This is a genomic window from Kocuria sp. CPCC 205261, assembly GCF_040981025.1.
GTDB lineage: Bacteria > Actinomycetota > Actinomycetes > Actinomycetales > Micrococcaceae > Kocuria > Kocuria marina.
Window position 1 is genome coordinate 65,739 of record NZ_JAVKPU010000002.1, and the last position, 23,843, is coordinate 89,581.

Here is a 23,843-nt window from a genome sequence, read left to right on the forward strand (position 1 = left end):
GACTCGGGTGCCCCGCGCCAGGGGTGCCAGGCGCTGAGCGTCGGGTGGCCCGGCGGCGCGGTAGGATCGACGGCGGACAGGTGGGCCGGGCGACCGCGCGGCGTCGTCGTGAAGGACGGCGTCTCGAGGAAAGTCCGGGCTCCGCAGAGCAGGACGGTGGGTAACACCCACTCGGGGTAACCCGCAGGACAGTGCCACAGAAAACAGACCGCCCGCCGCGAGCGGGTCAGGGTGAAAAGGTGGTGTAAGAGACCACCAGCGCGCCGGGTGACCGGCGCGGCTCGGTAAACCCCGTCCGGAGCAAGGCCATGCAGGGCGCGTTCGAGGGCTGCTCGCCCGAGCGTCCGGGTAGGCTGCTCGAGCCGTGCGGCAACGCACGGTCTAGATGGATGGTCGTCACCGCGGTGCGGGTAACCGCCCGCGGCACAGAACCCGGCTCACAGGCCCACCTGTCCCTCTACACTCGTGGGGTGCTGATTCTGCTGCCTCCCTCCGAGTCCAAGACCGCGCCCGCGACCGGGAATCCCGTCATGCCCGCCGAACTCAGCTTCCCCGAGCTCTCACGTGATCGCGCAGTGTTGACAGAGCACCTCGCCGAGGTCAGCGAACGCCCGGACGCCCTAGAGATCCTGGGGGTGGGGCCGTCGCTCGCGGACGACGTCGCCCGCAACCGTGAACTCGCGACCGCACCTGCCGCGCCCGCCACCGACGTCTATGCGGGGGTGCTCTACGACGCGCTGGATGTCAGCTCCCTCGCCCCCGAGGCCCGCGAGGTCGCCGATGCGTCGCTGCTCGTGATCTCCGCACTGTGGGGCGCGGTGCGACCCACCGACCGCATCCCCGCCTACCGCCTGAGTATGGGGACCGCGCTGCCGGACACCGGCAAGCTCGGTGCGTGGTGGAAACCGCGATTGACCCCGGTGCTGAACGCGCTCGCCGCCGACGGCGTGATCGTGGACTGTCGCTCGGCGGCCTACGCCGCGGCGTGGAAACCTCCCGCCGCGCGGACCGTCACGGTACGGGTCGAGCAGCTCAAGCCGGACGGGAGCCGGTCCGTGGTGTCACATCACGCCAAACACACGCGGGGACTCGTGGCCCGTGCGCTGTGCGAGATCGGGGGAGCGGGGCGTCCGCTGGACACCGTGGAGCAGGTGAGCGCGGCGCTGGCCGAGAGGTTCACGGTGGAACTGACCGAACCCACGACCCGCAAGGCGGGCACGCTCACGATCGTGGTGGATCCGCAGTAACCAAGCCGCGCTGAGCCACGGGCAGCAACCGGCTCGCCTGACGAGGGCGCTGAGACGGGGCCTGCCGCCACGGCGCGTCCGTGATGCGGGATCCCCTCAGCGGGTCAGTGCCCGAACGGGTCCTCGTCCACACCGGGCAGCCACGTCGAATCCGTGCCCCACTGTTCCGCGGAGATGGCCTTGCGGGCCTTCTTGGACCACTTGCGGTTGAGCCGGTCCACGTACAGCTTCCCGTCCAGGTGGTCGTACTCGTGCTGCATGACCCGGGCGAACCAGCCGTTGGCCTCGAACGCCACGGGGTCCCCGTTCTCGTCCTGCCCGGCGATCCGCACCCAGTCCGCCCGCTTGAGGGGCCAGGACTGGCCGGGCACCGAGAGGCATCCCTCGGCCTCGTCGTCCGGGTCCGGGGCGGTCTCGGAGATCCGCCCGGTGCTCAGGACGGGGTTCACGAGCGTGCCGCGCGGGGGCACACCGTCCTCGTTCTCGAAGATGTAGGTGAAGATCCGCAGCCCCACCCCGATCTGCGGCGCCGCCAGACCCACGCCGTGGGACGCGTCCATGGTCTCATGCATGTCCGCCACGAGCTCGCGCAGTGCGTCGTCGAAGGTGGTCACCCGGGCCGCGGGGCGATGCAGCACGGGGTTACCGGAGATCACAATGGGACGGACGGTCATGCGGAAAGCACCTCGGGATTCACGGGTGGACGTCATATGTGGGCGTGGTCCCTGGACCCACGCCGCGCGGCCGCGCGGAGGGCGGGCGGACGGAGGACAATATATCGTGTCCCTGACCATCAGTAATGTGTGTATCGTCGCCGGGGGCCGTGCACACAATCGGCTCAGGCACCGGATCCCGCGCCGTTCCCGGTCCGCACAGCCAGCGGGCGTCCCATCCGTCCACGTCAGTTCTGCGCAGGAGGTCACATCGAGTGAGGGTCGCGTCCCTACCCCACGGTCACGTGTACGTCGAGCACCTCAGTGACCCCGGCGCCGTACAGCCCGTCCACCGGTTGCCGGACCCCGCGCCAGCACACCCGGTCCCCGGAGCTCCGTGGTGGCCCCTCGTGATGCTGAGCGAGGCCTGGATCCGGCGGCACGCACACGAGTTCGACATTTACCACCTGCACTTCGGGTTCGATCAGACCTCACCCGCGGAGCTGCGACGGATCGTGGACACCCTGCACGAGCTGGGCAAACCGTTCGTCTACACGGTGCACGATCTGCGCAACCCCCACCAGACGGACCCCGCCGCCCAGGACGCCGCCCTGGACGTGCTGATCCCGGCCGCCGACGAACTGATTACCCTGACCGACGGCGCCGCACGCGTGATCGAGCGGCGCTGGGGCCGCCGGGCCACGGTCATCCCGCACCCGCACCTGCTCCCGCTAGACCGGTGGCGCGATCACGCGCCCGTGGGATCCGTACCCGTGGTGGGACTCAACCTCAAGAGCATGCGGGCGAACATGAACCCCCTGCCGGTGGCGCGCGTGCTGCTCGAATGCGCGTCCCGCGGGGAGATCCGGTTGCAGCTCGACGTCCACACAGACGTGGTCACCCGGGGCACCCCGCACCACGACCCCGTAGTGAGTCACCTACTGGAGACCGCGCGTCGGACCCTCAACGTTCAGGTCAACGTCCACGAGTTCTACACCGACGAGCAGTTGTGGGAGTACCTGCGCGGGCTCGATCTCTCGGTGCTCGCGTACCGCTTCGGCACCCATTCCGGGTGGCTCGAACTGTGCTACGACCTGGGCACCCATGTCCTGGCGCCGTCCGTGGGGTTCTACCACGAGCAGCATCCGGGTGTGCTGCGCTTCGACTGGGACCGGGACGGTCAGCCGGACGCCGATCAGATCCGGGAAGCGCTCGCGGGTCTGCGCGGGAACGCGCCCTGGCAGGCGAGCGCCTTGGAACGCACCCAACAACGACGTCGCATCGCCGCAGCCCACGCCGAGGTCTACCGCCGCGTCGTCGTGGTCCGGGAGGCCGGGAAAGGGGACGCCGCATGAAGGTGGCACTGCTCGCGCATGACCGGTTCCCGATCGCCCCGCCGTTCTCCGGGGGTCTCGAGTCCTTCACATGGCACCTGGCCCGCGGGCTCAAGTGCCGCGGGATGGAGGTGGTGGTCTTCGCTGCGCCGGGTTCCGACCCCGAGCTCGGGGTCGAGGAACTGGACGTGGAACCGCTCGTGCTCAGCGACGAGGCGCGCAACGACGTCGCCATGCCACCGGAGGCGCAGGTGCGGGAGACCTTCTCGTACCTGCAGGTCATGCGGGACTTCGCACGCCGCCCGGACATCGACGTGGTGCACAACAATTCGCTGCACTTCCTGCCCATCGTGATGTCCCCGGCCATCCCGCAACCCCTGTTGACCACCCTTCACACCCCGGCCACCCCGTGGCTCGAACCCGCGCTGCGTCTCACGCCCACGGCACCCACGGTGGCCGTGAGCGATTCGGTGGCCCAGATGTGGAGCAAGGTCACGCCCGCCCGCGTGATCCGCAACGGCGTGGACCCGCACGAGTGGCGACCGGGACCCGGCGGGGATGCCCTCGTGTGGTCCGGGCGCGTGGTCCCGGAGAAGGCCCCGCACATCGCGGCGCTGATCGCGAGCAAGGCCGGGTGGAAACTGCGGATCGCCGGGCCCATCGCGGATCGGCACTACTTCGAGGCGCGGCTAAAGCCGTTGCTCAATGAAGACATCACCTACGTGGGTCACCTGGACACGCAGCAGCTGCGCACCCTGGTGGGCAATAGCGCCGCGAGCCTCGTGACGCCCGCATGGGAGGAGCCCTACGGCCTCGTGGCTGCGGAGGCCATGGCGTGCGGCACGCCCGTGCTCGCCGTGGCCCGCGGCGGCCTGAGCGAGATCGTGCGCGATCCCGGTGGGCACACGTCCCAGCCCGGGGCGAGCGAGGTGGAGACGGTGGCGTCCGCGGTCGCGGAGCTGCCCCGCGTGGTGGCCCTGGACCGCACCAGGGTGCGCCACTACGCGCTCGAGCACTGTTCCCTCAACGTCACCGTGGACGCCTACGCCGCGCTCTACCGGGAACTGGTGAGCGCGTGATTGGGTACTACATCCACCACCAGGGTCTGGGCCACCGCAACCGGGCCACCCAGATCGCCCGGGAACTCACGGTGCCCGTGACGGGGTTCAGTTCCCTGGAGCGCCCGGAGGCGTGGCCCGGCGAGTGGGTCCAGCTGCCCCCGGATGTCGCCCAGGACCCCGTGGACCCCACCGCCAACGACGTGCTGCACTGGGCGCCTCTCGAGCATCCCGGGTACCGGGAACGCATGGGTCTTATGGCGCAGCGCCTGCGCTCGGATGTGGAACTCATGGTCACGGACACCTCCGCGGAGGTCACCCTGCTCGCGCGTCTGATGGGTGTGCCCACCGTGGTCATGGCCATGCGGGGGGATCGCACCGACCGCACCCACCGTGCGGCGTACGACGCCGCGACCGCTCTGATCGCGCCGTGGTCCCGGGAGACCGCGGAGACCTATTGGCCCGAGGAATGGACCCGTAAGACCACGTTCACGGGGGCCATCTCCCGCTTCGACGTCCCCGTGCGGGTGCCGGGCTCCTCCGCCGAGCACGTTCCCGGCGCGTACTCTTCCGGCGAGCCAGCTCCCGGTGAGCGCACCGCGACACGAGGTGCGAGCGGGAGTGGCACGAGCGACGTCGGCGGCCAACGCGTCCTGGTGGTGTGGGGCCGCGGCGGGACCGACGTGGGGGACACCGAGATCGAGGCGGCTCGCGCGGCGACCCCCGGGTGGTCGTGGACAGTGCGCTCGCCGGAGAACCCCTCCCCGGACCTGTGGCGCGAACTGCACGAGGCGGACGTCATCATCTCCCACGGGGGCAACAACGCCGTGGCGGAGCTGTCCGCGGCGCACTCGCGCGCCGTCGTCGTCGCCCAGCCGCGACCGCACGACGAGCAAGCCGCCACGGCCGCCGCGCTCGAGCGAGCGGGAATCTGCGTGGGCCTGCAGCACTGGCCCGACGCCGCCGCGTGGCCCCGGTTGCTCGCACGTGCCCAGCAACTCGGCGGCTCCCGCTGGGACGCGTGGCGCCATGGCGACGGCGCATACCGTGCGGCGCGCGCGCTCGAGGACCTGCTGCACGGGGTCACGTCGTGACGGCCGCTGCCCTGATCACGATCGTGAGCGGACGGCACACCCACCTGCGGCGGCAACGGGACTGGGTGGCCGCGCAGAGCGAACCCCCGATCACCCATGTGGTCGTGAGCATGGGCGATCCCGGGATCCGCGGAGTGCTCGAGCAACGGCCGGAACTGCCCACCGACCTCGTGGAACTGCCGCCGGCCGTCGAACTGCCGTTGGCCGCCGCGCGCAATGCCGGCGTGGCACACGCGGAGCAGCTGGGCGCGGAGACCGTGGTGCTACTGGACGTGGACTGCCTTCCCCACCGTGACCTGATGGCCGATTACACGCGCGCCCTCGAGAGGCTCGCAGACCAGCGCGCCGTGGTGAGCGGGCGCGTGCAGTACCTCCCGGAGGGGATGACCGAGGCCGATTACACGCCCGAGGGCGTCGCCCGCGCGGGACGGGATCACGCCGCCCGCGTGCTGCCGGAGCCCGGGGAACTGGTCGAGGGCGACCCCCGGATGCTGTGGTCGCTGACAATGGCGACCACGGTACGGACGTGGCACGCGGCGGCCGGATTCGACGAGCGCTACGTGGGCTACGGGGGCGAGGACACGGATTTCGGGCAGCGCCTGGCCGCGAGCGGGGGGAGCCTGTGGTGGCTCGGCGGAGCCGCCGCGTACCACCAGTACCACCCGACCCAGTCACCGCCCGTCCAGCACGCCGCGGCGATCGCCCGCAACGCCAACCTCTTCCGCCGTACGTGGGGGTTCGACCCCATGGAGGGGTGGCTGCGGGAACTCCGCAACTTGGGGGTCTTGACACGCGCGGGGGAGGACTGGCACGTCTTCGAACAGGGTTCGACCGATGATGCGTGAGCATACGATTATGCTCGGGGTGTGAGTTCCGAACGCCCTGTCATCACCCTGGCCCTGATCAACGACTATCCCGTGGTCCTCCAGGGTGTGGCGAGTATGCTGCAGGGTCATCCGCGCCTGCGGGTCGTGGAACTCGATTCCGGGTGTCTGCCGCACACGGACGCGGACGTGGTGCTCTATGACGCGTTCGCCGCGAAGGACCGTGGCACCCATGACGTGATGCGCCTACTGGATGACCCCCACTGCCTCAAGGTCGTGATGTACACGTGGCACGTGCGCGCCGAGCACGTTGACGAAGCACTCGATCTGGGCATACACGGTTATCTCTCCAAGGAGCTCACCGGGGACGAACTCGCGGACGCCCTCGTGCGCGTGCACGAGGGGGAGCGCGTGGTGGCCCCCGAACCAGTGCGGGAGGACATCACCTTGCTGGACTGGCCCGGCCGGCCCGAGGGGCTCTCCGCGCGTGAGGCGGAGGTGATCGCGCTGATCACGCAGGGGTTCACCAATGACGAAATCGCCCGGCACTGCTACCTCAGCATCAACTCGGTGAAGTCCTACATCCGTTCCGCCTACCGCAAGATGGGCGTGGAGCGACGCAGTCAGGCCGTGTTGTGGGGCGTCCAGCACGGGATGGATCCCACGGGTCAGCAGCAGCGCACGACCGCGGTCTGACCCGCAGCGTCATCCGGGACCGACCAGCGGTTTCATCCTTCCGGGTGGGCGACAGCCCGGGGTACGGCGGGGCACAATGGACACATGACCGAAGACAAGTACGCAGCAGCCAGGAAAGCACGGGAACTCGCCGGTGAAGAGGGCGGTTTCCCCGAGCAGGAACAGACCCCGCCCGGCCTGTCCACGGACATGCAGCCCTTCCCGGACCACGGTGAGGAGAACTGGGTGGGCCGCGGTCGCCTCGAGGGTCTCAAGGCCCTCGTGACCGGTGGCGACTCCGGCATCGGCCGCGCGGTGGCCATCGCGTTCGCCCGTGAGGGCGCGGACGTGGCCATCAACTACCTCTCGGACGAGGAATCGGACGCGCAGGACACCAAGCAGTGGATCGAGAAGGCCGGTCGCAAGGCCGTCCTGCTGCCCGCGGACCTGCGCGACGAAGCCACCGCCCGTCAGGTCGTGGACGACGCCGCCGAGCAGCTCGGCGGCCTGGACATCCTCGTCAATAACGCGGGCTTCCAGTGGGCCCGCCGTGACGGCGGTCTGCAGGGTCTGAAGACCGAGGAGATGGACCGCGTCTTCAAGACCAACCTGTACGCCCTGTTCTGGGTCTCCCAGCAGGCGCTGCAGTACCTGAAGAGTGGTTCCTCGATCATCAACGTGAGCTCCATCCAGGCCTACGACCCGTCCGAGAACTTGATCGACTACGCCTCCACCAAGGCTGCGATCAACAACTTCACGGTCAACCTGGCCAGCGAGCTGGGGGAGAAGGGGATCCGCGTCAACGCCGTGGCCCCCGGACCCATCTGGACCCCGCTGCAGCCCGCGACCAAGGCCGGCGAGAGCATGCCTCAGTTCGGGTCGGACACCCCGCTCGGCCGCGCGGGACAGCCCTCCGAGATGGCCGGGGCGTTCGTGTTCCTGGCCAGCCCGGCGGAGGCGTCCTACGTCTCCGGCACGGTGATCGGTGTGACCGGCGGCAAGCCCGTCTTCTAGGCCACCTTCGAGAGCCACGACAGACAAGTGCACATGACACCACCGTGGGCGGGACGCGATACGCGGCCCGCCCATTGGTGTGTCACGGGCACGTGATGTGAAACCCGGGAGCCTCGTGACGAATCCTTCCGCCATGCACCGCAGACTTGGCCTGACGGACGCCGTGACCATCGGGCTCGGTTCCATGATCGGCGCCGGCATTTTCGTGGTGTTCGCCCCCGCTGCGGCCTCCGCGGGCGCCTGGTTACCGCTGGCCCTCGTGCTGGCCGCGGTCGTCGCACTGTGCAACGCACTGTCCTCGGCCCAGCTGGCCGCCCAGTACCCCGTGGCCGGCGGCAGTTACGTCTACGGTCGCGAGCGCCTCGGCCCCTGGCCGGGGTTCCTCGCCGGGTGGTGTTTCCTCACCGGTAAGACCGCGAGCTGCGCGGCCATGGCCATGACGTTCGCCGCCTACGTGGTCCCCGAGCCCTGGCAACGGCCCGTCGCTGCTCTCGCGGTGCTCGGTGTGGTCGCGGTCAACTGCTTCGGCGTGACGCGCACTGCTTCGGCCACCAAGGTGCTCGTGGGTATCGTGCTCGCGGGCCTGGCCGTGGTCCTCGTGGCCGGGCTCTTCGCCGGGTCCGGCCCCGCCGCATCAACCTTCGGTGCGGCACCGCCGGGCGGGGCGTACGGCGTCCTGCAGGCCGGGGGACTCCTGTTCTTCGCTTTCGCCGGGTACGCACGCATCGCCACCATGGGGGAGGAAGTGCGCGATCCCGCCCGGATCATCCCCCGGGCCATCGTCATCTCCCTGAGCGCGGTCCTCGTGATCTACGGCGTACTCGCGGTGCTCTCGCTGCACGTCCTCGGTCCCGAGGCCCTGTCCCGTACGACGACGCCGCTCGCGGACCTCGCCGCGGCCGCCGACTGGCCGTGGACCACGGTTGTGGTCACGATTGCGGCCGCTGCCGCCACGCTCGGGGCGCTGCTGGGGCTCACGGCGGGGATCGGTCGGACCGGCCTGGCCATGGCCCGCACGGCGGATCTGCCCGCGCCCCTCGCCGAGCTCGACGAGCGCCACGGCGTCCCGCGCCGCATCGAAATCGTGGTGGCAGCGGTGGTTGTGATCGCGGTGTTCACCATGGACGTGCGCGGGGTGGTGGGCTTCTCGTCGTTCGGGGTGCTGCTGTACTACCTCGTGGCCAACCTCAGTGCGCTCACGCAGACCGGGCCGCATCGCCGCTACCCGCGCGCGGTGTCCGTCCTGGGCACGGTGCTGTGCGTGGTCCTCGTGGTCACGCTCCCGATCGCGTCCGTGGCGGGCGGCGTCCTCGTGCTGGCGCTGGGCATCGTGTACCGAGGGATTAGGGTGCGACGGCGCTGACCCGGCTGGCGAGGGCGCGTCACGCCATGCTGCACAGCCGTCGCGAACCACGCCGCCGGGCGCTGCCGCTGCATGCCGCCGCCGCGCGCGCCGTCGTCCGGCACGGGGCGCACCGGCGAGCCGGACGACCGCGGTTCGTTCAGCGCTCGTTGTTGCGCTGTGCGGCCTTGCTGCCGAGCGTGCTCAGGGCGTTGACCACGCGGGATCCCAGGCGCTGCTTGGCGGTGGCCCCCACCACGAGATCCGTCTGCTGGGGGGACGCGGACGGGAGCACCCGGTTCACCACGCCCAACGCGCGAATCGTGAGCCCGGGGGCGATACCCCGGACCCGCTGGGCGACCTTGGGCAACCACCCCAGCAGCACGATCGGGCGTCCCGCGAGAACGCCGTCCACGATCAAGCGGGCCGCGCGGTCGGCGTTCATGGACAACACCGGCAGGGAGGCGGACGGCGCAAACCACGCGTACTCGTTCTGCGACTCGCCCGTGAAGTAGGCGCGCTCGTGCGATCCCGTGCGCATGAGGCCGGGGTCGATGCTCGTGGCGGTGACGCCGGTCCCCGACAGGGACGCCGCGAGACCTTCGCTGAACCCCACCGCGCCGAACTTGGCCGTGCAGTACGGCAACAGGTGCGGCACGGAGACCAGTCCGCCCACGGACGCGATCGTGCCGATCCGGCCGCGGCCACGCTCGCGCATCCCGGGCAACACCGCGAGCGCGGTGTGCACGGGACCCATGGTCATGGTGGTCACGGCGTCCCGAAACTGCTCCACCGTGACACCCTCCACCGAGCCCACCTGGATGATCCCGGCGACCGTGATGAGCACGTCCACCGGTCCCAGATCGCGCTCCACGTCCCGCACCAAGGCCTCGACCTGGTCCGCCTCGGCGACGTCGCACACGTAGTCGCGCACCGTGCCGAACGGGGACAGCATCTCGCGCGCGCGGGCCAACTCGGCGGCGTCGCGAGCGCACACGGCGACGTCGAAATCACGCGAGAGAAGTTCCTTGGCCACGAGCAGCCCCAGTCCACGGGAGGCTCCGGCCACGAGGGCAACCTGATGCGATGCGGTCATACGGGACACGCTACGCGGTGCGCCGCCCAGGTTCGACCCCCCTGCAGGGGTGGTGCCCGGGCGGGGTGATCATGCTTTACTGGGTGAATGCGAGCACTCACATGGCAAGGACTCGGCGACGTCCGGGTCGAAAACGTCCCCGATCCCGTTCTGCAGGATCCCACCGACGCCATCGTGCGGGTCACGTCCACCGCGATCTGCGGTTCGGACCTGCACCTCTACGGCGTGCTGGGCCCGTACCTGCAGAAGGACTACGTGATGGGTCACGAGTTCATGGGCATCGTGGAAGAAGTGGGACCGGAGGTCAGCAACCTCGCACCCGGTGACCGCGTGGTCGTCCCGTTCGTGATCGCGTGCGGTCACTGCTGGATGTGCGACCGCGGGCTGTACGCCGCGTGCGAGACCACCCAGGTCCGCGAGATGGGAACGGGCGCCGCGCTGTTCGGTTTCTCCTCCCTCTACGGGTCGGTCCCCGGGGGCCAGGCGGAAATGGTGCGCGTCCCGCACGCGGACTTCGGCCCCGTGAAACTGCCCAAGGACTTCGACGACGAGCGTTTCCTCTACCTCAGCGACATCCTGCCCACCGCGTGGCAGGGCGTGAAGTACGCGAACGTGGGGGAAGAGGACACCCTCGCGGTGCTGGGCCTCGGACCCGTGGGCCAACTCGCGGTGCGTTCGGCCAAGCTGCAGGGCGTCAAGCGGATCATCGCCGTAGACCGTGTGGACGAGCGCCTCGCCCTGGCCAAGAGCTGGGGGATCGAGACCGTGGACATGCGTGAGGTGGACGAGGTCTCCGACACGCTCGTCGACATGACGGATGGGCGCGGCCCCGACGGCGTCCTGGATGCCGTGGGCATGGAAGCGCACGGCAACCCCATCGCGGAGAAGATCGTCGCCGGTGCGGCGCGACTGCCCAAGCCGCTCGGGCGCAAGGCCATCGAGACGGCCGGTATCGACCGGTTGGACGCATTGCACACCGCGATCCACAGCGTGCGCCGCGCGGGCACGGTCTCGGTGTCGGGCGTGTACGGCGGAATGGCGGATCCCATGCCCATGATGGAGATGTTCGACAAGGGCATCAGCATGCGCATGGGCCAGTGCCACGTGCGCCACTGGACCGATGAGCTGCTGGAGATCGCGAGCCGCCCGGACGACGTCCTCGGCCTCGAGTCACTGGCCACCCACCACGTGTCCTTGGAGGACGCACCGGAGATGTACAAGATCTTCCAGGAGAAGAAGGACGGCTGCATCAAGGTGGTCCTCAAGCCATGACCCTGTGCACACCACGATCATGCTCATGGGAAGAGGAGCCGGTCGCCCTTGACTGACGTACTGCTTCGAGTAGTCACTGCACCCCGCCGTGTGGTCGATCGTCTCATCCGCGGATACCAGCGCCACCTCTCACCGCGTAAAGGATTCACGTGCGCGCATCTCGTGGCACGGGGCGGGCAGTCCTGCTCCGCGGCGGTGCGCGGCATCATTGCGCAGTACGGCGTGATCCGAGGGATCATCCCCACGATGCTCCGTTTCGCGGCCTGCTACCGGGCGGCACTCATGCTCGGCCCCGCGGGCCGCGGCGACGTGAGCGGAGTCTGCTGCTGCGGGCCCATCCCCATTCCGTTCCGGTTCTAGGCAAGGTCGAGGAAGCCCCTCCCACCTCGCGGCGCGCTCGGAGGTAGGAGGGGCTTCGTGGTGCCCGCCAGTTACGTTGTGAGTACCCCCGATCGCCGGGCGTTTGGTGCTCGACCGGGTATGGCTTGTCTGCCCAGCCATCCATGGTCCGGGGGGGGTGTTGCCGCCCGGTCGAGAGACACGCGTTGACCGCTCATAGGGACACGGCCCAGCTTCTCTGAGGTCTCTTCGTAACGTGGGTGCCGGCATCGGGTCTCAAGACTGCGACCAGCAGTGATGCGTTCAACGAGGACGACCTCATGAACGCCAGATTCGCGGCCGTGATCGGCCTGGGCGTGGGGAAGACCGGGCATCATGCCTGCGCGCTGGACCCCGACGGGAACAGGCTCTTCGACAAGCCCCTCCCGCAGGACGAGGCCCAGCTGCGCGACCTCTTCACACACCTGCAGGAGCACGGCGACGTGCTGATGGTCGCCGATCAGCCCAACACCATCGGAGCCCTGCCCATCGCAGTCGCTCGCGACGTCGGCTGCGCGGTGGCCTACCTACCCGGGTTGGCGATGCGAAAGGCCGCGGACCTGTATCCGGACCGGTCAAAGACTGATGCACGCGATGCGTTCATCATCGCGAATTCTGCCCGTACCATGCCCCACACCCTCCGCACCGTCGACCGTGACAGAGACGTCCTCTCCGCGTTGACAGTCTTAGCCGGCTTCGACGAGGACCTCGCCCACGAGACCACCCGGGCACTGAACCGGATCCGGTCTCTGCTCACACAGATCCATCCCGCTGACCCGGAGGTGTTGGTCGATCGGCTCTTCACGGCGCTCAGCGAGCCGACCGTGGTGGTCCCCGCAACGGCAGGGGTGGAACTGGTGATCCCCCGAGTCGCTGGCCAGGTCAAAGAACTCAAGGAACAGCGGGCGACCGTGGCCCGGGAGGTCGAGGCTATGCTGGAGGACTTTTCTCTCGCCGGGGTCTTGATGAGCATGCCGGGGATCGGCATCAAGACCGCCCAGATCCTCCTGGCTTTCGGCGATGGCTCCGCATTCGAGACCGCAGGCCGTCTCGCAGCCTACGCCGGTGTCGCGCCGGTCACGCGAAGATCAGGGACCTCGATCAGGAGCGAGTTCCCCGCCTGATCCGGCAACAAACGCCTGAAGAACGCGCTGTTCTACTCCGCGTGGGTCGCCTCGGACTCAGATCCGATCTCCAAGGCCTACTACGACCGGAAGCGGGCCGAGAGAAACCGCCACCACGCCGCCGTCATCTGCCTCGCCCGCCGCCGCTGCAACGTCATCTACGCGATGCTCCGCAATGGCACCTACTACCAGCCCCCGACCACTACCCTTAGCCCCGAACCAACCACCCTCGCGGTTTGACTCAGAACATAGGAGCACCCCCGGCTGTGCTTTTACTGAGTTGGAACAGATATTCGCGCGCCAAGCTGTTTTTCCTCCACTGTGCATGTGGACGGCGGGCGCGGGCGGTCGGGGTGGCGGGGATGGCCGCAGCGGTGGGAGTGGTCAGGCCGGACGGGCCGCTGGGAAGCGGGCGGTCGAGGTCATGCAGGACTGGCCCGCCAACGAGAACGAGGTGCGAACCCCGACCGGTACACCGATCGATGTTCGCACCTCGTGTATGGGGTGAGCGACGGGGGTTGAACCCGCGACCTCCTGGACCACAACCAGGCGCTCTGCCGACTGAGCTACGCCCACCATGAACCCGTGGAAGAACCGTTCGATCCCTCCGGGCAACGACGACCACTATAGCGCACGCCCGGGCGGATTCCCGCATCGAGCGCCTGAACGCGTCAGGTCCCGGTCAGGAACCCGAGCGGGTCGGGGAGGCCTTGATGAGCGCGGCGATCTTGCGGGCGTCGTCGGAGGTGGGGCCGGGATCGCCGGGAAAGAGGATGTGGCGGTAGTATCGCAGCTCGTCGATCGAGTCCTCGATGTCTCCGAGCGCACGGTGATTGCCCGTCTTCTCGGGCGCCTGGAAGTACGCGCGCGGGTACCAGCGCCGCGCGAGCTCCTTAATCGTGGAGACGTCGATGACCCGGTAGTGCAGGTGATCCACGAGCTGCGGCATGTCCCGCGTGAGGAACGTCTTGTCCGTGCCCACGGAGTTACCACCCAGCGGCGCCTTGCCCGGTTCGGGGACCCATTTGCGGATGTAGTCCAGCACCGCGTCCTGCGCCTGCGCCATGTCCATGCCGTTCTCGAGCTCCGGCAGCAGCCCGGATGTCTCGTGCATGTTCCGCACGAAAGAAGACATCTGATCCAGCGCGGCCTGCGGGGGTTTGATGACCACGTCCACGCCACTGCCCAGCACGTTGAGCTCGTCGTCGGTCACGAGCGCGGCCACCTCGATCAACGCGTCATCGGACAGGGACAGCCCCGTCATCTCGCAGTCGATCCACACTATTTTCCGGTTTGCAGTCGTCACGCCCTCCAATCTATCGCGTCGTGTGGGCACCCCCGCGACGCCGCCTCGCCCCGGGCATCCGGTTGGCGTACGACGTCGCACGGTAGGATCACCCCGACGCCGCCCCCGCGCACCGCGCGCCGCGGCGGACGATTCCCAGACCCCTCATCTGCGGCCACCGCGGAAGCACCGGGAGGCCCGTAGTGCGCATCACGTCCAGGACGGAACGTCACCCGACGCCCCCCGGAACCGGACGGGACGCAGCCCCGGGACGAGACGCGACGTCCTCGGCGTCATTGACCCGCACCGTGGTGATGGGCTCGCTGGGCTCGCTCATGTTGCTGTTCGGCTCCCTGGGCGTGGGATGGCTCGCGAGCGTGTCCTCACTGCGGCGCATCCCGCTGATCATGTGGATGCGCTTCGAGACCGTGGGCGTGGTGGTCTCGGTCGTGATGCTCGCCCTCGGAGCCATGCTCCTGGTGCGGCAGTGGCTGCGCCTGGGCCAGAAACTCAGACCGTGGGGACCGGAGAGCGCCCGCTGGGTGCTGATCTCGATCGCGGCGTGGGCGGCGCCCATGCTCGTGAGCATCCCGTTGTTCAGTCGGGATGTGTACTCGTACATCGGGCAGGGCCGCGTGATGGCGAACGGGTTGAACCCGTACGAGTCCGGGGTCTCCACGATCGACAACTTCTTCCAACTGGGCGCGGACCAGTTATGGGCGGAATCCCCGCCCCCGTACGGCCCGGTGTTCCTGTGGCTCGAACAGCTCGTGGTCCTCGTGACCGGTGCGGACCCGGACGCCTCCGTGCTGCTGTTTCGGGCCTTGTGCGTAGTGTCCGTGATCGCGTGCATGTGGGTCATCCCGCGCCTGGCCCGGCTGCACGGCGTCAATCCGCGGCGGGCCATGTGGCTATCGGTGGCCAATCCGCTGTTCCTCACGAACTTCGTGGTGGCCGCCCACAACGACGCGATCATGCTGGCCCTGGCCCTGATCGGGACCTACGTGGCGGCAATGCACCGCAACTGGAAGGGTGGGATCGCGGGCACGACCCTCGTGACCCTGTCTGTGGCGATCAAGCCCATCACACTGATCTTCCTGCCGTTCGTGGGCCTGCTCTGGGCCGGGCGCGGTGCGTCGTGGCCGCGCCGGTTCGCGATCTGGGCCCTCACGCTGGCCTACTCCGTGGCCCTGTTGGCGCTCATGGGATTCGTCAACGGCTTCGGTTTCGGGTGGGTCTCCGCGGTCTCCACACCGGGCACCGTGTACATCTGGTACGCGCCGATCGGACTGCTGGGGTTGTTCGCGCAGCTCGTGGGCAGCTCGTGGGGGTTCAACGGCTCCGCGTGGATGGACGCCGTGCACACGGCCGGGACGGTGCTCTCCGCCGCGGTGGTGGTCGTGCTGATGTTCGTGGGGCGGGACGCCAAACTGTTCCGCCGGCTCGCGTGGGCGCTCGCCGCGTTCGTGCTGCTGGCCCCCATCATCCAGGCATGGTACGTGGTGTGGCTCATCCCGTTGTTCGCGATCTCCGGGATCCGCGACGACTGGCAGGTGGATGTGCTGTTCTTCGTGACCGCGTTCTTCATGGTCTACGCCGTGGCGGACCAGCTGGACGTGTTCCCCTACCTGGACCTGAACCTCTTCGCGGCGCGGGTCATCGCCGCGCTCGTGGCCTTGACGTACGGCATCTACCTGTGGCTACTGGACCCGGCCACCCGGCGTGTGGCGCGGCCCCCACGTGGCGAGCGGGCGACGTCGCCCGTGCTGTGACGCGAACGCGGCCCCGCTCACGAGGAGCGGGGCCGCGTTGGTGTGGAGCGGGGAATCAGACGCCGAAGTACATCTGGAACTCCAGCGGGTGGGGCACCACAGAGAGCGGCTTGAGCTCGACCTCACGCTTGTACTCGATCCAGGTCTCGATCAGGTCCTCGGTGAACACGTCACCGGCGAGAAGGAACTCGTGGTCCGCCTCGAGGGCCTCGAGCGCCTCGGACAGGGTGCCCGGGGCCTTCTTGATGTCCTTGGCCTCCTCCGGGGGCAGCTCGTAGAGGTCCTTGTCGATGGGGTCCGCCGGCTCGATGCGGTTGCGGATCCCGTCCAGCCCGGCCATCAGCTGCGCGGCGAACGCGAGGTACGGGTTGCACGAGGGGTCCGGCGCGCGGAACTCCAGGCGCTTGGCCTTGGGGTTGGTGCCCGTGATGGGGATCCGGATGCCCGCGGAGCGGTTGCCCTGCGAGTAGACCATGTTCACGGGGGCCTCGAAGCCCTTGACCAGGCGGCGGTAGGAGTTCACGGTGGGGTTGGTGAACGCGAGCACCGCGGAGGAGTGCTCCAGCAGGCCGCCGATGTACCAGCGCGCCACGTCCGACAGGCCCGCATAACCCTTCTCGTCGTAGAACAGCGGCTCCCCGCCCTTCCACAGCGACTGGTGGCAGTGCATCCCCGAGCCGTTGTCGTTGAAGACGGGCTTGGGCATGAACGTGACGGTCTTGCCGAACGAGTCCGCGGTGTTTTTGATCACGTACTTGAACTTGAGCAGGTCGTCCGCGGCGGCGGTCAGCGTGGAGAACTTGTAGTTGATCTCCGCCTGACCCGCGGCACCGACCTCGTGGTGGGAGCGCTCGACCTCAAGGCCCACCTCGTCCAGGGCCACACACATGGCGTCGCGCAGGTCCGCCTGCTTGTCCACGGGGGACACGGGGAAGTAGCCGCCCTTCACGGAGGTCTTGTTCGCGAGGTTGCCGCCCTCTTCCTCACGGCCGCTGTTCCAGGAGGCTTCGTCCGAGTCGATCCGGTAGAAGGTGTGCTCGGGGGAGACCTGGAAGCGGGCGTCCTCGAAGACGAAGAACTCGGCTTCGGACGCGAAGTTCGCGGTGTCCGCGATACCGGTGGAGGCCAGGTACGCCTCGGCGCGCTCGGCCACACCGCGCGGGTCGCGGTGGTAGGGCTCGCCGGTGCGCGGGTTCACGATCGAGCACGTGACCACGAGCGTCTTCTCGAGCCGGAAGGGGTCCACGAACGCGGACTGGGGGTCCGGGATCAGCTGCATATCGGACTCGGCGATGCCCTGGAAACCACGGATGGAGGAACCGTCGAACAACTGCCCGTCCGTGAAGAAGTCCTCGTCCACCGCCTTGGCCGGGAGGTTGAAGTGCTGCTGCACACCGGGCATGTCCGTGAAACGCAGATCGACGAACATGACCTCTTCGTCCTTGAGGAATGCGAGCACTTCTTCGGCTGATTGGAACATGGACCTGTTCTCCTTCTGTGTGGGCGTCCGATCGACGCCGCGGTGGCGGGGACCACCGCGGTCGTTCGGTTCTGATGTCCAGCGTAGGAACCTGGCGTTGCCCGTCCATGACACGAATGTTTCGTCCGTGTAACGCCCGGAGCGTGATGCACGGAGGGCTCGCCGACCGGTCAATACGAGCCCCAGTCTACCGGCGGGTGCGCGCGCTCCCACGTCGGCCCGTTAGGGTGAAGTCATGATTTCTCGCCAGGACATGGGCTCGTGGCTCGACGGCGCCCCCCAGGGAAGCCAGCCGTACCCCGGTCGTCGTCTGGGTCGCCCCGCTGAGGGGCCGGGCTCGATCGCTCGCTTCCCTGCGCGCCTGGTGGCCCTGGTGATCGACTGGGTGCTTGCGGTGGTCCTCGCGGGGCTGTTCCTCGCGCAGTGGAACGGGTCGGGGCTGATGAACCTCGCGGTGTTCTTCGTGATCAGCGTGCTCATGGTCGGGTTCTTCGGGCGCACCCCGGGGCACTGGATCATGGGGTTGCAAGTCCAGACAATGAAGGGCCGCCCCGCCGGTTTCGGCAGAGCGGCCCTTCGCACGCTGCTGTTGTGTCTGGTGATCCCCGCGCTGATCGCGGACGAGGACCAACGGGGTCTGCACGATCGCGCGGTCGACACCGTCCTGGTGCGCGTGCGCTGATCAGCAGGATCGCCCCACGGCGCGTGGGCGCTGGTTCAGCGACCGCGCATGGACTTACGATCTGGGCGCGCACGCAGGGGATCCACGCCCTTGGGGATCGGCAGCTTGTTCTGCAGGGTGTTCATCCGGCGGTGGACCACCTGAACTTCTTGCTTGGTGAGCTTGTTCTCCAGGCGCTTCATCTCCTTGGTGAGCTTGCTCAGGGGGATCTGGTTCTCGCCGTTGCCGGACTTGAGCACGTGGATGGGGACGTTCTGGATCACCGGGCCGATGCGGCGGCGCTCCTTCTTCACGAGCTTGTCCACGCGGTTGACCGGGCCCTCGGTGATGAACACGACACCGGGGCGGCCCACGGCGCGGAACAACAGGTCCTTGGACTTGGGATCCATCGCGGCGGGTTCCTCCTCCACGATCCACCCGCGTTTGAGGGTGGACAGCGCGGCCCCCGCGGCACCGGGTTGTCCTTCAATGCGCGAGAATGCGGCTTTCTCGGCCCGCCGTGACAGCAGGATCACGGCGGCGAGCACCGCGAACGGGATGCCGATGAGCAACCACGTGATCCAGTTGCCGAGTAGCACACCGATGAGCAGGAACACGAGCAGCACGCCTAGGCCGAGCAGGATCATCCACCACAGGATGTTCGGCTCGCGCTCGCGGGTCATCTGGAAGACCTGCTTCATCTGCGCGAAGATGCCCGGGCCCTTGGCGGCCTTGCGCTGGCGCTTCTCCTCGCGCTTACGGTCGCGTTCGGCGGCCTTGGCCTTGGTGGACGTGGCTGGTGACACAGTTCTTCCTCGCACTCGCTGACACAGGGGATCCCCGCCATTCTATCCGCTGAGGCCCGTCGACGCGGCGTCTCGTCCGTAGGGAAGCCCTTCCGGGTGCCGCGCGGCACCCGGAACGGACGACGCCGCCCGGAAGCGGGCGGCGTCGTTCGCGGAGCGGTGTTGATGCGGGCGTCAGCCCAGGCGGGCCAACAGGGAGGAGGCTTCCTGGCTCGCGGAACCCGAGTCGTCGATGTGGGACAGGTGCTCGGGGATCTCGCGGCCCATCTTTTTCATGGCGCGTGCCCACAGCTTGCCGGCGCGGTAGCTGGAACGCACCATGGGCCCAGCCATCACGCCCAGGAAGCCGATCTCCTCGGCCTGCTTGGACAGCTCCACGAAGGTCTCGGGCTTGACCCACCGGTCGATGGGGTGGAACGTGGGCCCGGGGCGCAGGTACTGGGTGAGCGTGATGATGTCGCACCCGGCGTCGTGCAGGTCGCACAGGGCGTCGTAGACCTCGTCGTCGGTCTCGCCCATTCCCAGGATCAGGTTGGACTTCACGATCATCCCGTTCTCCTTGCCCTGCGTCAGCACGTCCAGGGAGCGTTCGTACGCGAACGCGGGACGGATCTGGCGGAAGATGCGGGGGACGGTCTCCAGGTTGTGCGCGAAGACCTCGGGCTGGGCGTCGATGACCTGCTGCAGGGCGTCCGGCTGACCCTTGAAGTCGGGGATCAGGATCTCCACACCCGTGCTCGGGTTCAGGGCGTGGATCGCGCGAATGGTCTCGGCGTTGAGCCATGCGCCGCCGTCCGCGAGGTCGTCACGGGCCACCGAGGTCACGGTCGCGTAGCGCAGTCCCAGGTCACGCACGGACTCGGCCACCTTGCGAGGCTCGGCGACGTCCACCATGCCCGGCTTGCCCGTGGCGATGTCGCAGAAGTCACAGCGGCGCGTGCACGTGTCCCCGCCGATCAGGAACGTGGCCTCACGGTCCTCCCAGCACTCGTAGATGTTGGGACACCCGGCTTCCTCGCACACCGTGTGCAGCCCGCGACCCCGGGCCATGGACTTCAGTTCCGTGAACTGGGGTCCCATCTTGGCGGTGTTCTTCAACCACGAGGGCTTCTTCTCGATGGGCACCTCGGCGTTGCGTGCCTCGACGCGCAGCAGTTTGCGGCCTTCGGGGGCGATGGTCATGAGTACTCCTCGCTGGTGGCGCTGGCGGGGCCCGGTCCACGCGGATGAGCGGTACGGGCCGTTCTCAGGGGTCTGTTCTCGACGATCCGCGATTCGTGCGGTGGCTGTGGCCCGGTCAGGACACCGCGGTGGGTGACGCGTCCCTCGCTCGGGAGTCACCCGTGTGCGGCAGTCGCACGGGCGGTGCCGGGACATCGGGTTCGAAGGCGACGCACAGGTCCGCCTCACGGGCCGCGAGTTCCTGCTCCATACGCTGCACAACGTCCGCCGGGTCGATCCGATTCCCGGTCTCCTGGCTGATCGAGGTCACGCCGGCGTCCGTGATCCCGCACGGGATGATCTTGCCGAACGGGCGCAGGTCGTTCGAGCAGTTCAAGGCGAAACCATGCATCGTCGCACGCTTGGAGACCTGCACACCGATCGCCGAGATCTTGCGATCGGGGCCCCGCTCGTCCGCGAGCACCCACGCGCCGGACCGGCCCTCCACGGTGGTCGCGGGCACGCCGAAGTCGCGGACCACGGCGATGATGACCTCTTCCAGGACACGCACGAAGCGCACCACGTCCAAGGGGATCGGCAAGCGCACGATGGGATACCCCACGAGCATCCCGGGGCCGTGGTAGGTCAGTTTCCCGCCCCGCCCGATCGGGACCACGTCCGTGCCGTCCCACGGGTACTCGTGCTTCTCGGTGCGGCGCCCGGCGGTGTAGACGGGTTCGTGTTCCACCATCAGCACCGTGTTGCCGCGGGTTCCGGCCACGACCTCGCCGTGGACCTCCCGCTGCAGGTCCAAGCACTCGCGGTAGTTCACGAAGTCCGGTGCCAGACCGATGCGTTCGAAGTGCAGAGCCATTCCGCCAGCCTATCCCTTCCGCCCGTCTGTGGATAACGCGAGCGGGCCTCCGTGTTTCACGGCACAGTGAGGTCATGAACGCAGAGCAGGAACCGGAGCAGCTCGAGGCGCCGTCCAGGGCCCGTGACGCGTCCGCGCCGTCGCGTGGGCACAGCGCCCGGGACCGCGTGCGGGCCGTGCGCGCCGGTGAGCGGCGTCGTCACGGTCGCGAGGGACACGACGACGCCGCGGCCACCCCGGGTATGGCCCCCACCGCTAGTGCGGTATCCGCCGGCCATTCGGGACCCGTCCACCGTGTGCAGCCCGCCGACCGTGCGGAGTCGCCCGAGTCGATGAGCGATCCGGCCGCCGAGACGGTCGAGCGCGACGGTCTCGAACTCGTGGAGAAGCTCGGGGAGGGCGGTGGGTCCCGCACGTGGCTGGCCCGGGAACGCACGACCCATGAGAAGTACACCGTCACATTCGTCGTGACCGAGGACCGCGAACACCGGCGGGCCGGCGAGGAGCAGATCGCCGCCCTCGTCGAGGCATGGGCGGAGTCACCGCATCCCGAGCTCGTGAGCGTGCGCGCGACCCTCGGCGGGGACGGCGTATCCCGGGCGCTCGTGGCGGACCACGTCCGCGGCAAGACCCTTGAGGACACCATGCGCGACCGGGGACGGCTGCGGCCTGAGGACACCGCGCCGGTTCTCGCGGCGGTCGCTCGTGTGCTTTCGCACCTGCACGAGCGCGGCTGGGTGCACGGGGACCTCGCGGCGCATCACGTCCTCCTCACACCGGACGGGCGCGCGCTCGTGGACGGCTACGGCGTTCCCGCGGGCAGCTCTGTGGGGCCCGTGCCATGGGGTGTCGCGGATCGGTCCGCGCACCCCGGGGTGGCGCTCGGCCCCGCGGAGGATGCATACACCGCGGTGCAGGACGTGCATGCCCTGGGCGTGCTGGGGTGGCTCGCGCTCACGGGCCGGCACCCCGGCCCCGAGTCGCACCGGGTGCCGTTGACGCTCATGTGTCCCGCCGCGCCGCGTCACCTCGTGCTGATGCTCGAGGCCGCCCTGGCTGACGACCCCGCCGCGCGCCCCTCCGCGCAGGAACTCGCCGCGGGTTTCTCGGCCTCCGCACCGCGGAGCAAACCGGTCGGCCGGCCACCCGAACGCATGACCCCGGAGGTCATCCGCGCGGACGGCACCGTGGCGCGGCCCCGCCGCCTCATGCCCCTGCGCCCCGTTCCCCGTCGGCTCGTTCCCCCGCGTCGGATTCGGATGAGTCCGGGCGGCGTCGCCGTGGCCGGGGTGGACACGTCCGTGCGGCGCAGGGCGTGGCTCACGGCCGCCGGAGTCCTGGGTGCAGCGGCCCTGGCGTGGGGATTCCTCGCGTGGGACGGTGGCGGGCCCGTCGCCAGGCCCGCCGAATCCGGTGCGACGTCGGCAGCCGAGGTGGGGACGGCGTCGTCGCCCCCGGATGCGGCCGCCGGGACACCCTCCGGAACGAGCTCGCAGTCGCCTGGGGCGACCCCCGTGCCGGACGCTGCGGGGGCGTCCAGGGAAGCTACCGAGCGATCGGCCACCGCGCCAGGAGAGACCATGCAGGACAAGGACGGTGAGGCGCGAAGGGCCGTCGAAGGCCTCGTGTCCGCCCGCGCGGCGGCGCTCGCGGCCGGGGACGAGACGGCCGTCGCGGAAGTGTACGTCGCGGATTCGGGACTCGCTGCGCGGGATCGGGACCTGATCCGGCGCGCGAAGGCCCAGGACACCGCGGGATCGGGATTAACGGCCTTGTCCGGTGTGAGCATGGACGTCGTCCGGTTGACCGAACAGCGGCCCCGCGCCGGGTCGGGTCTCACGCCCGCCGAGGCGGCCCGCACTCGCACCTACGACGCCGAGGTCCGGACGCGGGGCTGGCACGGCGAATTACCCTCGGGCTCCCACGTGACCCGGCAGGGGGACGAGGCCCTTCAGACCCTGCGGATCTCGGTGACCCACACCCCGCGGGGGTGGCGGCTTGCCGACGTCACACCGGTCGAGGCCGCCCCGTGAGAGGCGGCCCATGACGGCCCCCGCGCGGCGGCCGCGACATGAGGGTCGGCTCGTGACGGTCTCGTCATGGGGGTCGGATCGCCGAGGGAGGCTGCCGCGCGCCGACGGCATCGACAGGCCCGCAACGGGTGGCTGCGAGGCAGCCGCCGCCCATGGGCGGAGGCGCTGACCCGCGGGTCGTGAGCAACGCGAAGCCCCTGTGCCGTCGCAATCTGAAGGGAACGCGCGGCACCGGGGCGTGCGGTGGGAACGGGGGACGTTCAGGGAAGCGGGTGGCTCACCAGAACACAGCGACGGCGGCATTGATCACGGCCAGACCGCCGACCGCGTGGGCCAGCCCGGTGGACACGGGCTCACCGCGCTTCGTCTTGCGCATCCCGATGAACGCCGCGACGGCCACGACGAGCAGGATGATCAGTTTGACGCCAATCTTCATGTGATTGACCGCGAAACCGTCCTGCATCTCGCGGAAGACCACCATGACCAAACCGGTCAGCAGCATCACGAGCGCGGCCCAGAACTGACCGGACGTGACGGTGGGGCGCTTCATGGTGAAGAGCCACGTGCCGATGATGACGGCTAGACCGAGGAAGTGGAGGAACAACATGAGGCTGAAGAGGAAAGACATGATTCGAGCCTATCGGAGCCCCGTCACACAAA

Annotated in this window: 21 protein-coding genes, 1 tRNA gene, 1 other RNA gene and 1 pseudogene; 15 read left to right on the forward strand and 9 right to left on the reverse strand. The window is 69.0% G+C overall.

The genetic code is table 11. From position 1 onward, the window contains the following. Window positions 1-77: 77 nt before the first annotated feature. Together rnpB and RF646_RS03405 are read left to right on the forward strand one after the other, a co-directional pair. An RNA gene (rnpB, locus tag RF646_RS03400) (RNase P RNA component class A) lies at window positions 78-456 on the forward strand. A 14-nt stretch (window positions 457-470) separates the two neighbouring features. After that, on the forward strand, window positions 471-1,247 hold the full coding sequence (locus RF646_RS03405; RefSeq protein WP_368835211.1) for a YaaA family protein: 777 nt from the start codon (window positions 471-473) through the stop codon (window positions 1,245-1,247). Window positions 1,248-1,351: 104 nt separating this feature from the next. On the opposite strand, the gene def is transcribed toward RF646_RS03405, so the two are convergent. Beyond that, window positions 1,352-1,921, reverse strand: a complete 570-nt coding sequence (def, locus tag RF646_RS03410; protein WP_144932386.1) for a peptide deformylase — start codon at window positions 1,919-1,921, stop codon at window positions 1,352-1,354. A 125-nt stretch (window positions 1,922-2,046) separates the two neighbouring features. Here def and RF646_RS03415 point away from each other — a divergent pair, with 125 nt between their 5' ends. From RF646_RS03415 to RF646_RS03445, 7 genes are all read left to right on the forward strand, one after another. Further along, window positions 2,047-3,255, forward strand: a complete 1,209-nt coding sequence (locus RF646_RS03415) for a glycosyltransferase family 4 protein (RefSeq protein WP_368835212.1) — start codon at window positions 2,047-2,049, stop codon at window positions 3,253-3,255. Next, on the forward strand, window positions 3,252-4,313 hold the full coding sequence (locus RF646_RS03420; protein ID WP_193519412.1) for a glycosyltransferase: 1,062 nt from the start codon (window positions 3,252-3,254) through the stop codon (window positions 4,311-4,313). Before RF646_RS03415 ends, RF646_RS03420 begins: the two co-directional genes overlap by 4 nt. Further along, on the forward strand, window positions 4,310-5,386 hold the full coding sequence (locus RF646_RS03425; protein WP_368835213.1) for a glycosyltransferase: 1,077 nt from the start codon (window positions 4,310-4,312) through the stop codon (window positions 5,384-5,386). Before RF646_RS03420 ends, RF646_RS03425 begins: the two co-directional genes overlap by 4 nt. Then, on the forward strand, window positions 5,383-6,231 hold the full coding sequence (locus tag RF646_RS03430) for a glycosyltransferase family 2 protein (RefSeq protein ID WP_368835214.1): 849 nt from the start codon (window positions 5,383-5,385) through the stop codon (window positions 6,229-6,231). The genes RF646_RS03425 and RF646_RS03430 overlap by 4 nt, the downstream gene beginning before the upstream one ends. 21 nt (window positions 6,232-6,252) lie before the next feature. After that, window positions 6,253-6,906, forward strand: coding sequence for a LuxR C-terminal-related transcriptional regulator (locus tag RF646_RS03435; protein WP_368835215.1), 654 nt, complete (start codon window positions 6,253-6,255; stop codon window positions 6,904-6,906). Window positions 6,907-6,990: 84 nt separating this feature from the next. After that, window positions 6,991-7,899: an SDR family oxidoreductase gene (locus tag RF646_RS03440; protein WP_368835216.1), complete on the forward strand. Its 909-nt coding sequence runs from the start codon at window positions 6,991-6,993 to the stop codon at window positions 7,897-7,899. 115 nt (window positions 7,900-8,014) lie between these two features. Further along, window positions 8,015-9,262 (forward strand): APC family permease, encoded by a 1,248-nt coding sequence (locus RF646_RS03445; RefSeq protein WP_368835217.1) that lies wholly within the window; start codon window positions 8,015-8,017, stop codon window positions 9,260-9,262. 139 nt (window positions 9,263-9,401) lie between these two features. Here the strand turns inward: RF646_RS03445 and RF646_RS03450 are convergent, their stop codons facing one another. Continuing rightward, the gene (locus tag RF646_RS03450; RefSeq protein WP_144932399.1) at window positions 9,402-10,337 is read right to left on the reverse strand and encodes an SDR family oxidoreductase; all 936 of its coding nucleotides are present in this window, start codon (window positions 10,335-10,337) and stop codon (window positions 9,402-9,404) included. Window positions 10,338-10,424: 87 nt separating this feature from the next. Here RF646_RS03450 and RF646_RS03455 point away from each other — a divergent pair, with 87 nt between their 5' ends. The 3 genes and pseudogenes from RF646_RS03455 to RF646_RS03465 all read left to right on the forward strand — a co-directional run bounded on the left by RF646_RS03455 (window position 10,425) and on the right by RF646_RS03465 (window position 13,351). Continuing rightward, the gene (locus tag RF646_RS03455) at window positions 10,425-11,609 is read left to right on the forward strand and encodes a zinc-dependent alcohol dehydrogenase (RefSeq protein ID WP_098054543.1); all 1,185 of its coding nucleotides are present in this window, start codon (window positions 10,425-10,427) and stop codon (window positions 11,607-11,609) included. A 48-nt stretch (window positions 11,610-11,657) separates the two neighbouring features. Next, entirely contained in the window at window positions 11,658-11,969 is a 312-nt protein-coding gene (gene yidD / locus RF646_RS03460; protein WP_368835218.1) for a membrane protein insertion efficiency factor YidD, read from the forward strand. 299 nt (window positions 11,970-12,268) lie between these two features. Continuing rightward, a pseudogene (locus tag RF646_RS03465) lies at window positions 12,269-13,351 on the forward strand (IS110 family transposase). Window positions 13,352-13,611: 260 nt separating this feature from the next. On the opposite strand, the gene RF646_RS03470 reads toward RF646_RS03465, so the two are convergent. Together RF646_RS03470 and orn are read right to left on the reverse strand one after the other, a co-directional pair. Then, window positions 13,612-13,687: transfer RNA gene (locus tag RF646_RS03470), tRNA-His, on the reverse strand. A gap of 106 nt (window positions 13,688-13,793) precedes the next feature. Beyond that, window positions 13,794-14,417: an oligoribonuclease gene (gene orn / locus RF646_RS03475; protein ID WP_094067060.1), complete on the reverse strand. Its 624-nt coding sequence runs from the start codon at window positions 14,415-14,417 to the stop codon at window positions 13,794-13,796. Window positions 14,418-14,692: 275 nt separating this feature from the next. Between orn and mptB the strand changes: the two genes are divergently transcribed. Beyond that, window positions 14,693-16,168 (forward strand): polyprenol phosphomannose-dependent alpha 1,6 mannosyltransferase MptB, encoded by a 1,476-nt coding sequence (gene mptB, locus RF646_RS03480; protein WP_253270453.1) that lies wholly within the window; start codon window positions 14,693-14,695, stop codon window positions 16,166-16,168. A gap of 55 nt (window positions 16,169-16,223) precedes the next feature. Here the strand turns inward: mptB and glnA are convergent, their stop codons facing one another. Then, entirely contained in the window at window positions 16,224-17,648 is a 1,425-nt protein-coding gene (glnA, locus tag RF646_RS03485) for a type I glutamate--ammonia ligase (RefSeq protein ID WP_085105940.1), read from the reverse strand. A 235-nt stretch (window positions 17,649-17,883) separates the two neighbouring features. On the opposite strand from glnA, the gene RF646_RS03490 reads away from it, so the two are divergent. Continuing rightward, complete coding sequence (locus RF646_RS03490; RefSeq protein ID WP_064845162.1) at window positions 17,884-18,330, forward strand: RDD family protein; 447 nt, start codon at window positions 17,884-17,886, stop codon at window positions 18,328-18,330. 35 nt (window positions 18,331-18,365) lie between these two features. Here RF646_RS03490 and RF646_RS03495 read toward each other — a convergent pair whose 3' ends face one another. The 3 genes from RF646_RS03495 to lipB form a co-directional block, all read right to left on the reverse strand. Further along, on the reverse strand, window positions 18,366-19,115 hold the full coding sequence (locus tag RF646_RS03495; RefSeq protein ID WP_368835219.1) for a DUF4191 domain-containing protein: 750 nt from the start codon (window positions 19,113-19,115) through the stop codon (window positions 18,366-18,368). Between the two features lie 174 nt (window positions 19,116-19,289). Beyond that, the gene (gene lipA / locus RF646_RS03500) at window positions 19,290-20,297 is read right to left on the reverse strand and encodes a lipoyl synthase (protein ID WP_085105942.1); all 1,008 of its coding nucleotides are present in this window, start codon (window positions 20,295-20,297) and stop codon (window positions 19,290-19,292) included. 115 nt (window positions 20,298-20,412) lie between these two features. Then, entirely contained in the window at window positions 20,413-21,150 is a 738-nt protein-coding gene (lipB, locus tag RF646_RS03505; protein ID WP_098054537.1) for a lipoyl(octanoyl) transferase LipB, read from the reverse strand. A 74-nt stretch (window positions 21,151-21,224) separates the two neighbouring features. Here lipB and RF646_RS03510 point away from each other — a divergent pair, with 74 nt between their 5' ends. Next, the gene (locus RF646_RS03510; RefSeq protein WP_368835220.1) at window positions 21,225-23,183 is read left to right on the forward strand and encodes a serine/threonine protein kinase; all 1,959 of its coding nucleotides are present in this window, start codon (window positions 21,225-21,227) and stop codon (window positions 23,181-23,183) included. Window positions 23,184-23,460: 277 nt separating this feature from the next. Here the strand turns inward: RF646_RS03510 and RF646_RS03515 are convergent, their stop codons facing one another. Continuing rightward, window positions 23,461-23,811 carry a hypothetical protein gene (locus tag RF646_RS03515; RefSeq protein ID WP_144932928.1) on the reverse strand — a complete coding sequence of 117 codons (351 nt, stop codon included), beginning with the start codon at window positions 23,809-23,811 and terminating at the stop codon, window positions 23,461-23,463. Between the last annotated feature and the right edge of the window lie 32 nt (window positions 23,812-23,843).

Bases quoted from the DNA above. Each gene is read 5' to 3' on its own strand.
- def (WP_144932386.1), bottom strand. From the start codon at position 1,921: ATGACCGTCCGTCCCATTGTGATCTCCGGTAACCCCGTGCTGCATCGC.
- RF646_RS03415 (WP_368835212.1), top strand. From the start codon at position 2,047: ATGTGTGTATCGTCGCCGGGGGCCGTGCACACAATCGGCTCAGGCACC.
- RF646_RS03420 (WP_193519412.1), top strand. From the start codon at position 3,252: ATGAAGGTGGCACTGCTCGCGCATGACCGGTTCCCGATCGCCCCGCCG.
- RF646_RS03440 (WP_368835216.1), top strand. From the start codon at position 6,991: ATGACCGAAGACAAGTACGCAGCAGCCAGGAAAGCACGGGAACTCGCC.
- RF646_RS03450 (WP_144932399.1), bottom strand. From the start codon at position 10,337: ATGACCGCATCGCATCAGGTTGCCCTCGTGGCCGGAGCCTCCCGTGGA.
- RF646_RS03455 (WP_098054543.1), top strand. From the start codon at position 10,425: ATGCGAGCACTCACATGGCAAGGACTCGGCGACGTCCGGGTCGAAAAC.
- glnA (WP_085105940.1), bottom strand. From the start codon at position 17,648: ATGTTCCAATCAGCCGAAGAAGTGCTCGCATTCCTCAAGGACGAAGAG.
- RF646_RS03490 (WP_064845162.1), top strand. From the start codon at position 17,884: ATGATTTCTCGCCAGGACATGGGCTCGTGGCTCGACGGCGCCCCCCAG.
- lipA (WP_085105942.1), bottom strand. From the start codon at position 20,297: ATGACCATCGCCCCCGAAGGCCGCAAACTGCTGCGCGTCGAGGCACGC.
- lipB (WP_098054537.1), bottom strand. From the start codon at position 21,150: ATGGCTCTGCACTTCGAACGCATCGGTCTGGCACCGGACTTCGTGAAC.
- RF646_RS03510 (WP_368835220.1), top strand. From the start codon at position 21,225: ATGAACGCAGAGCAGGAACCGGAGCAGCTCGAGGCGCCGTCCAGGGCC.
- RF646_RS03515 (WP_144932928.1), bottom strand. From the start codon at position 23,811: ATGTCTTTCCTCTTCAGCCTCATGTTGTTCCTCCACTTCCTCGGTCTA.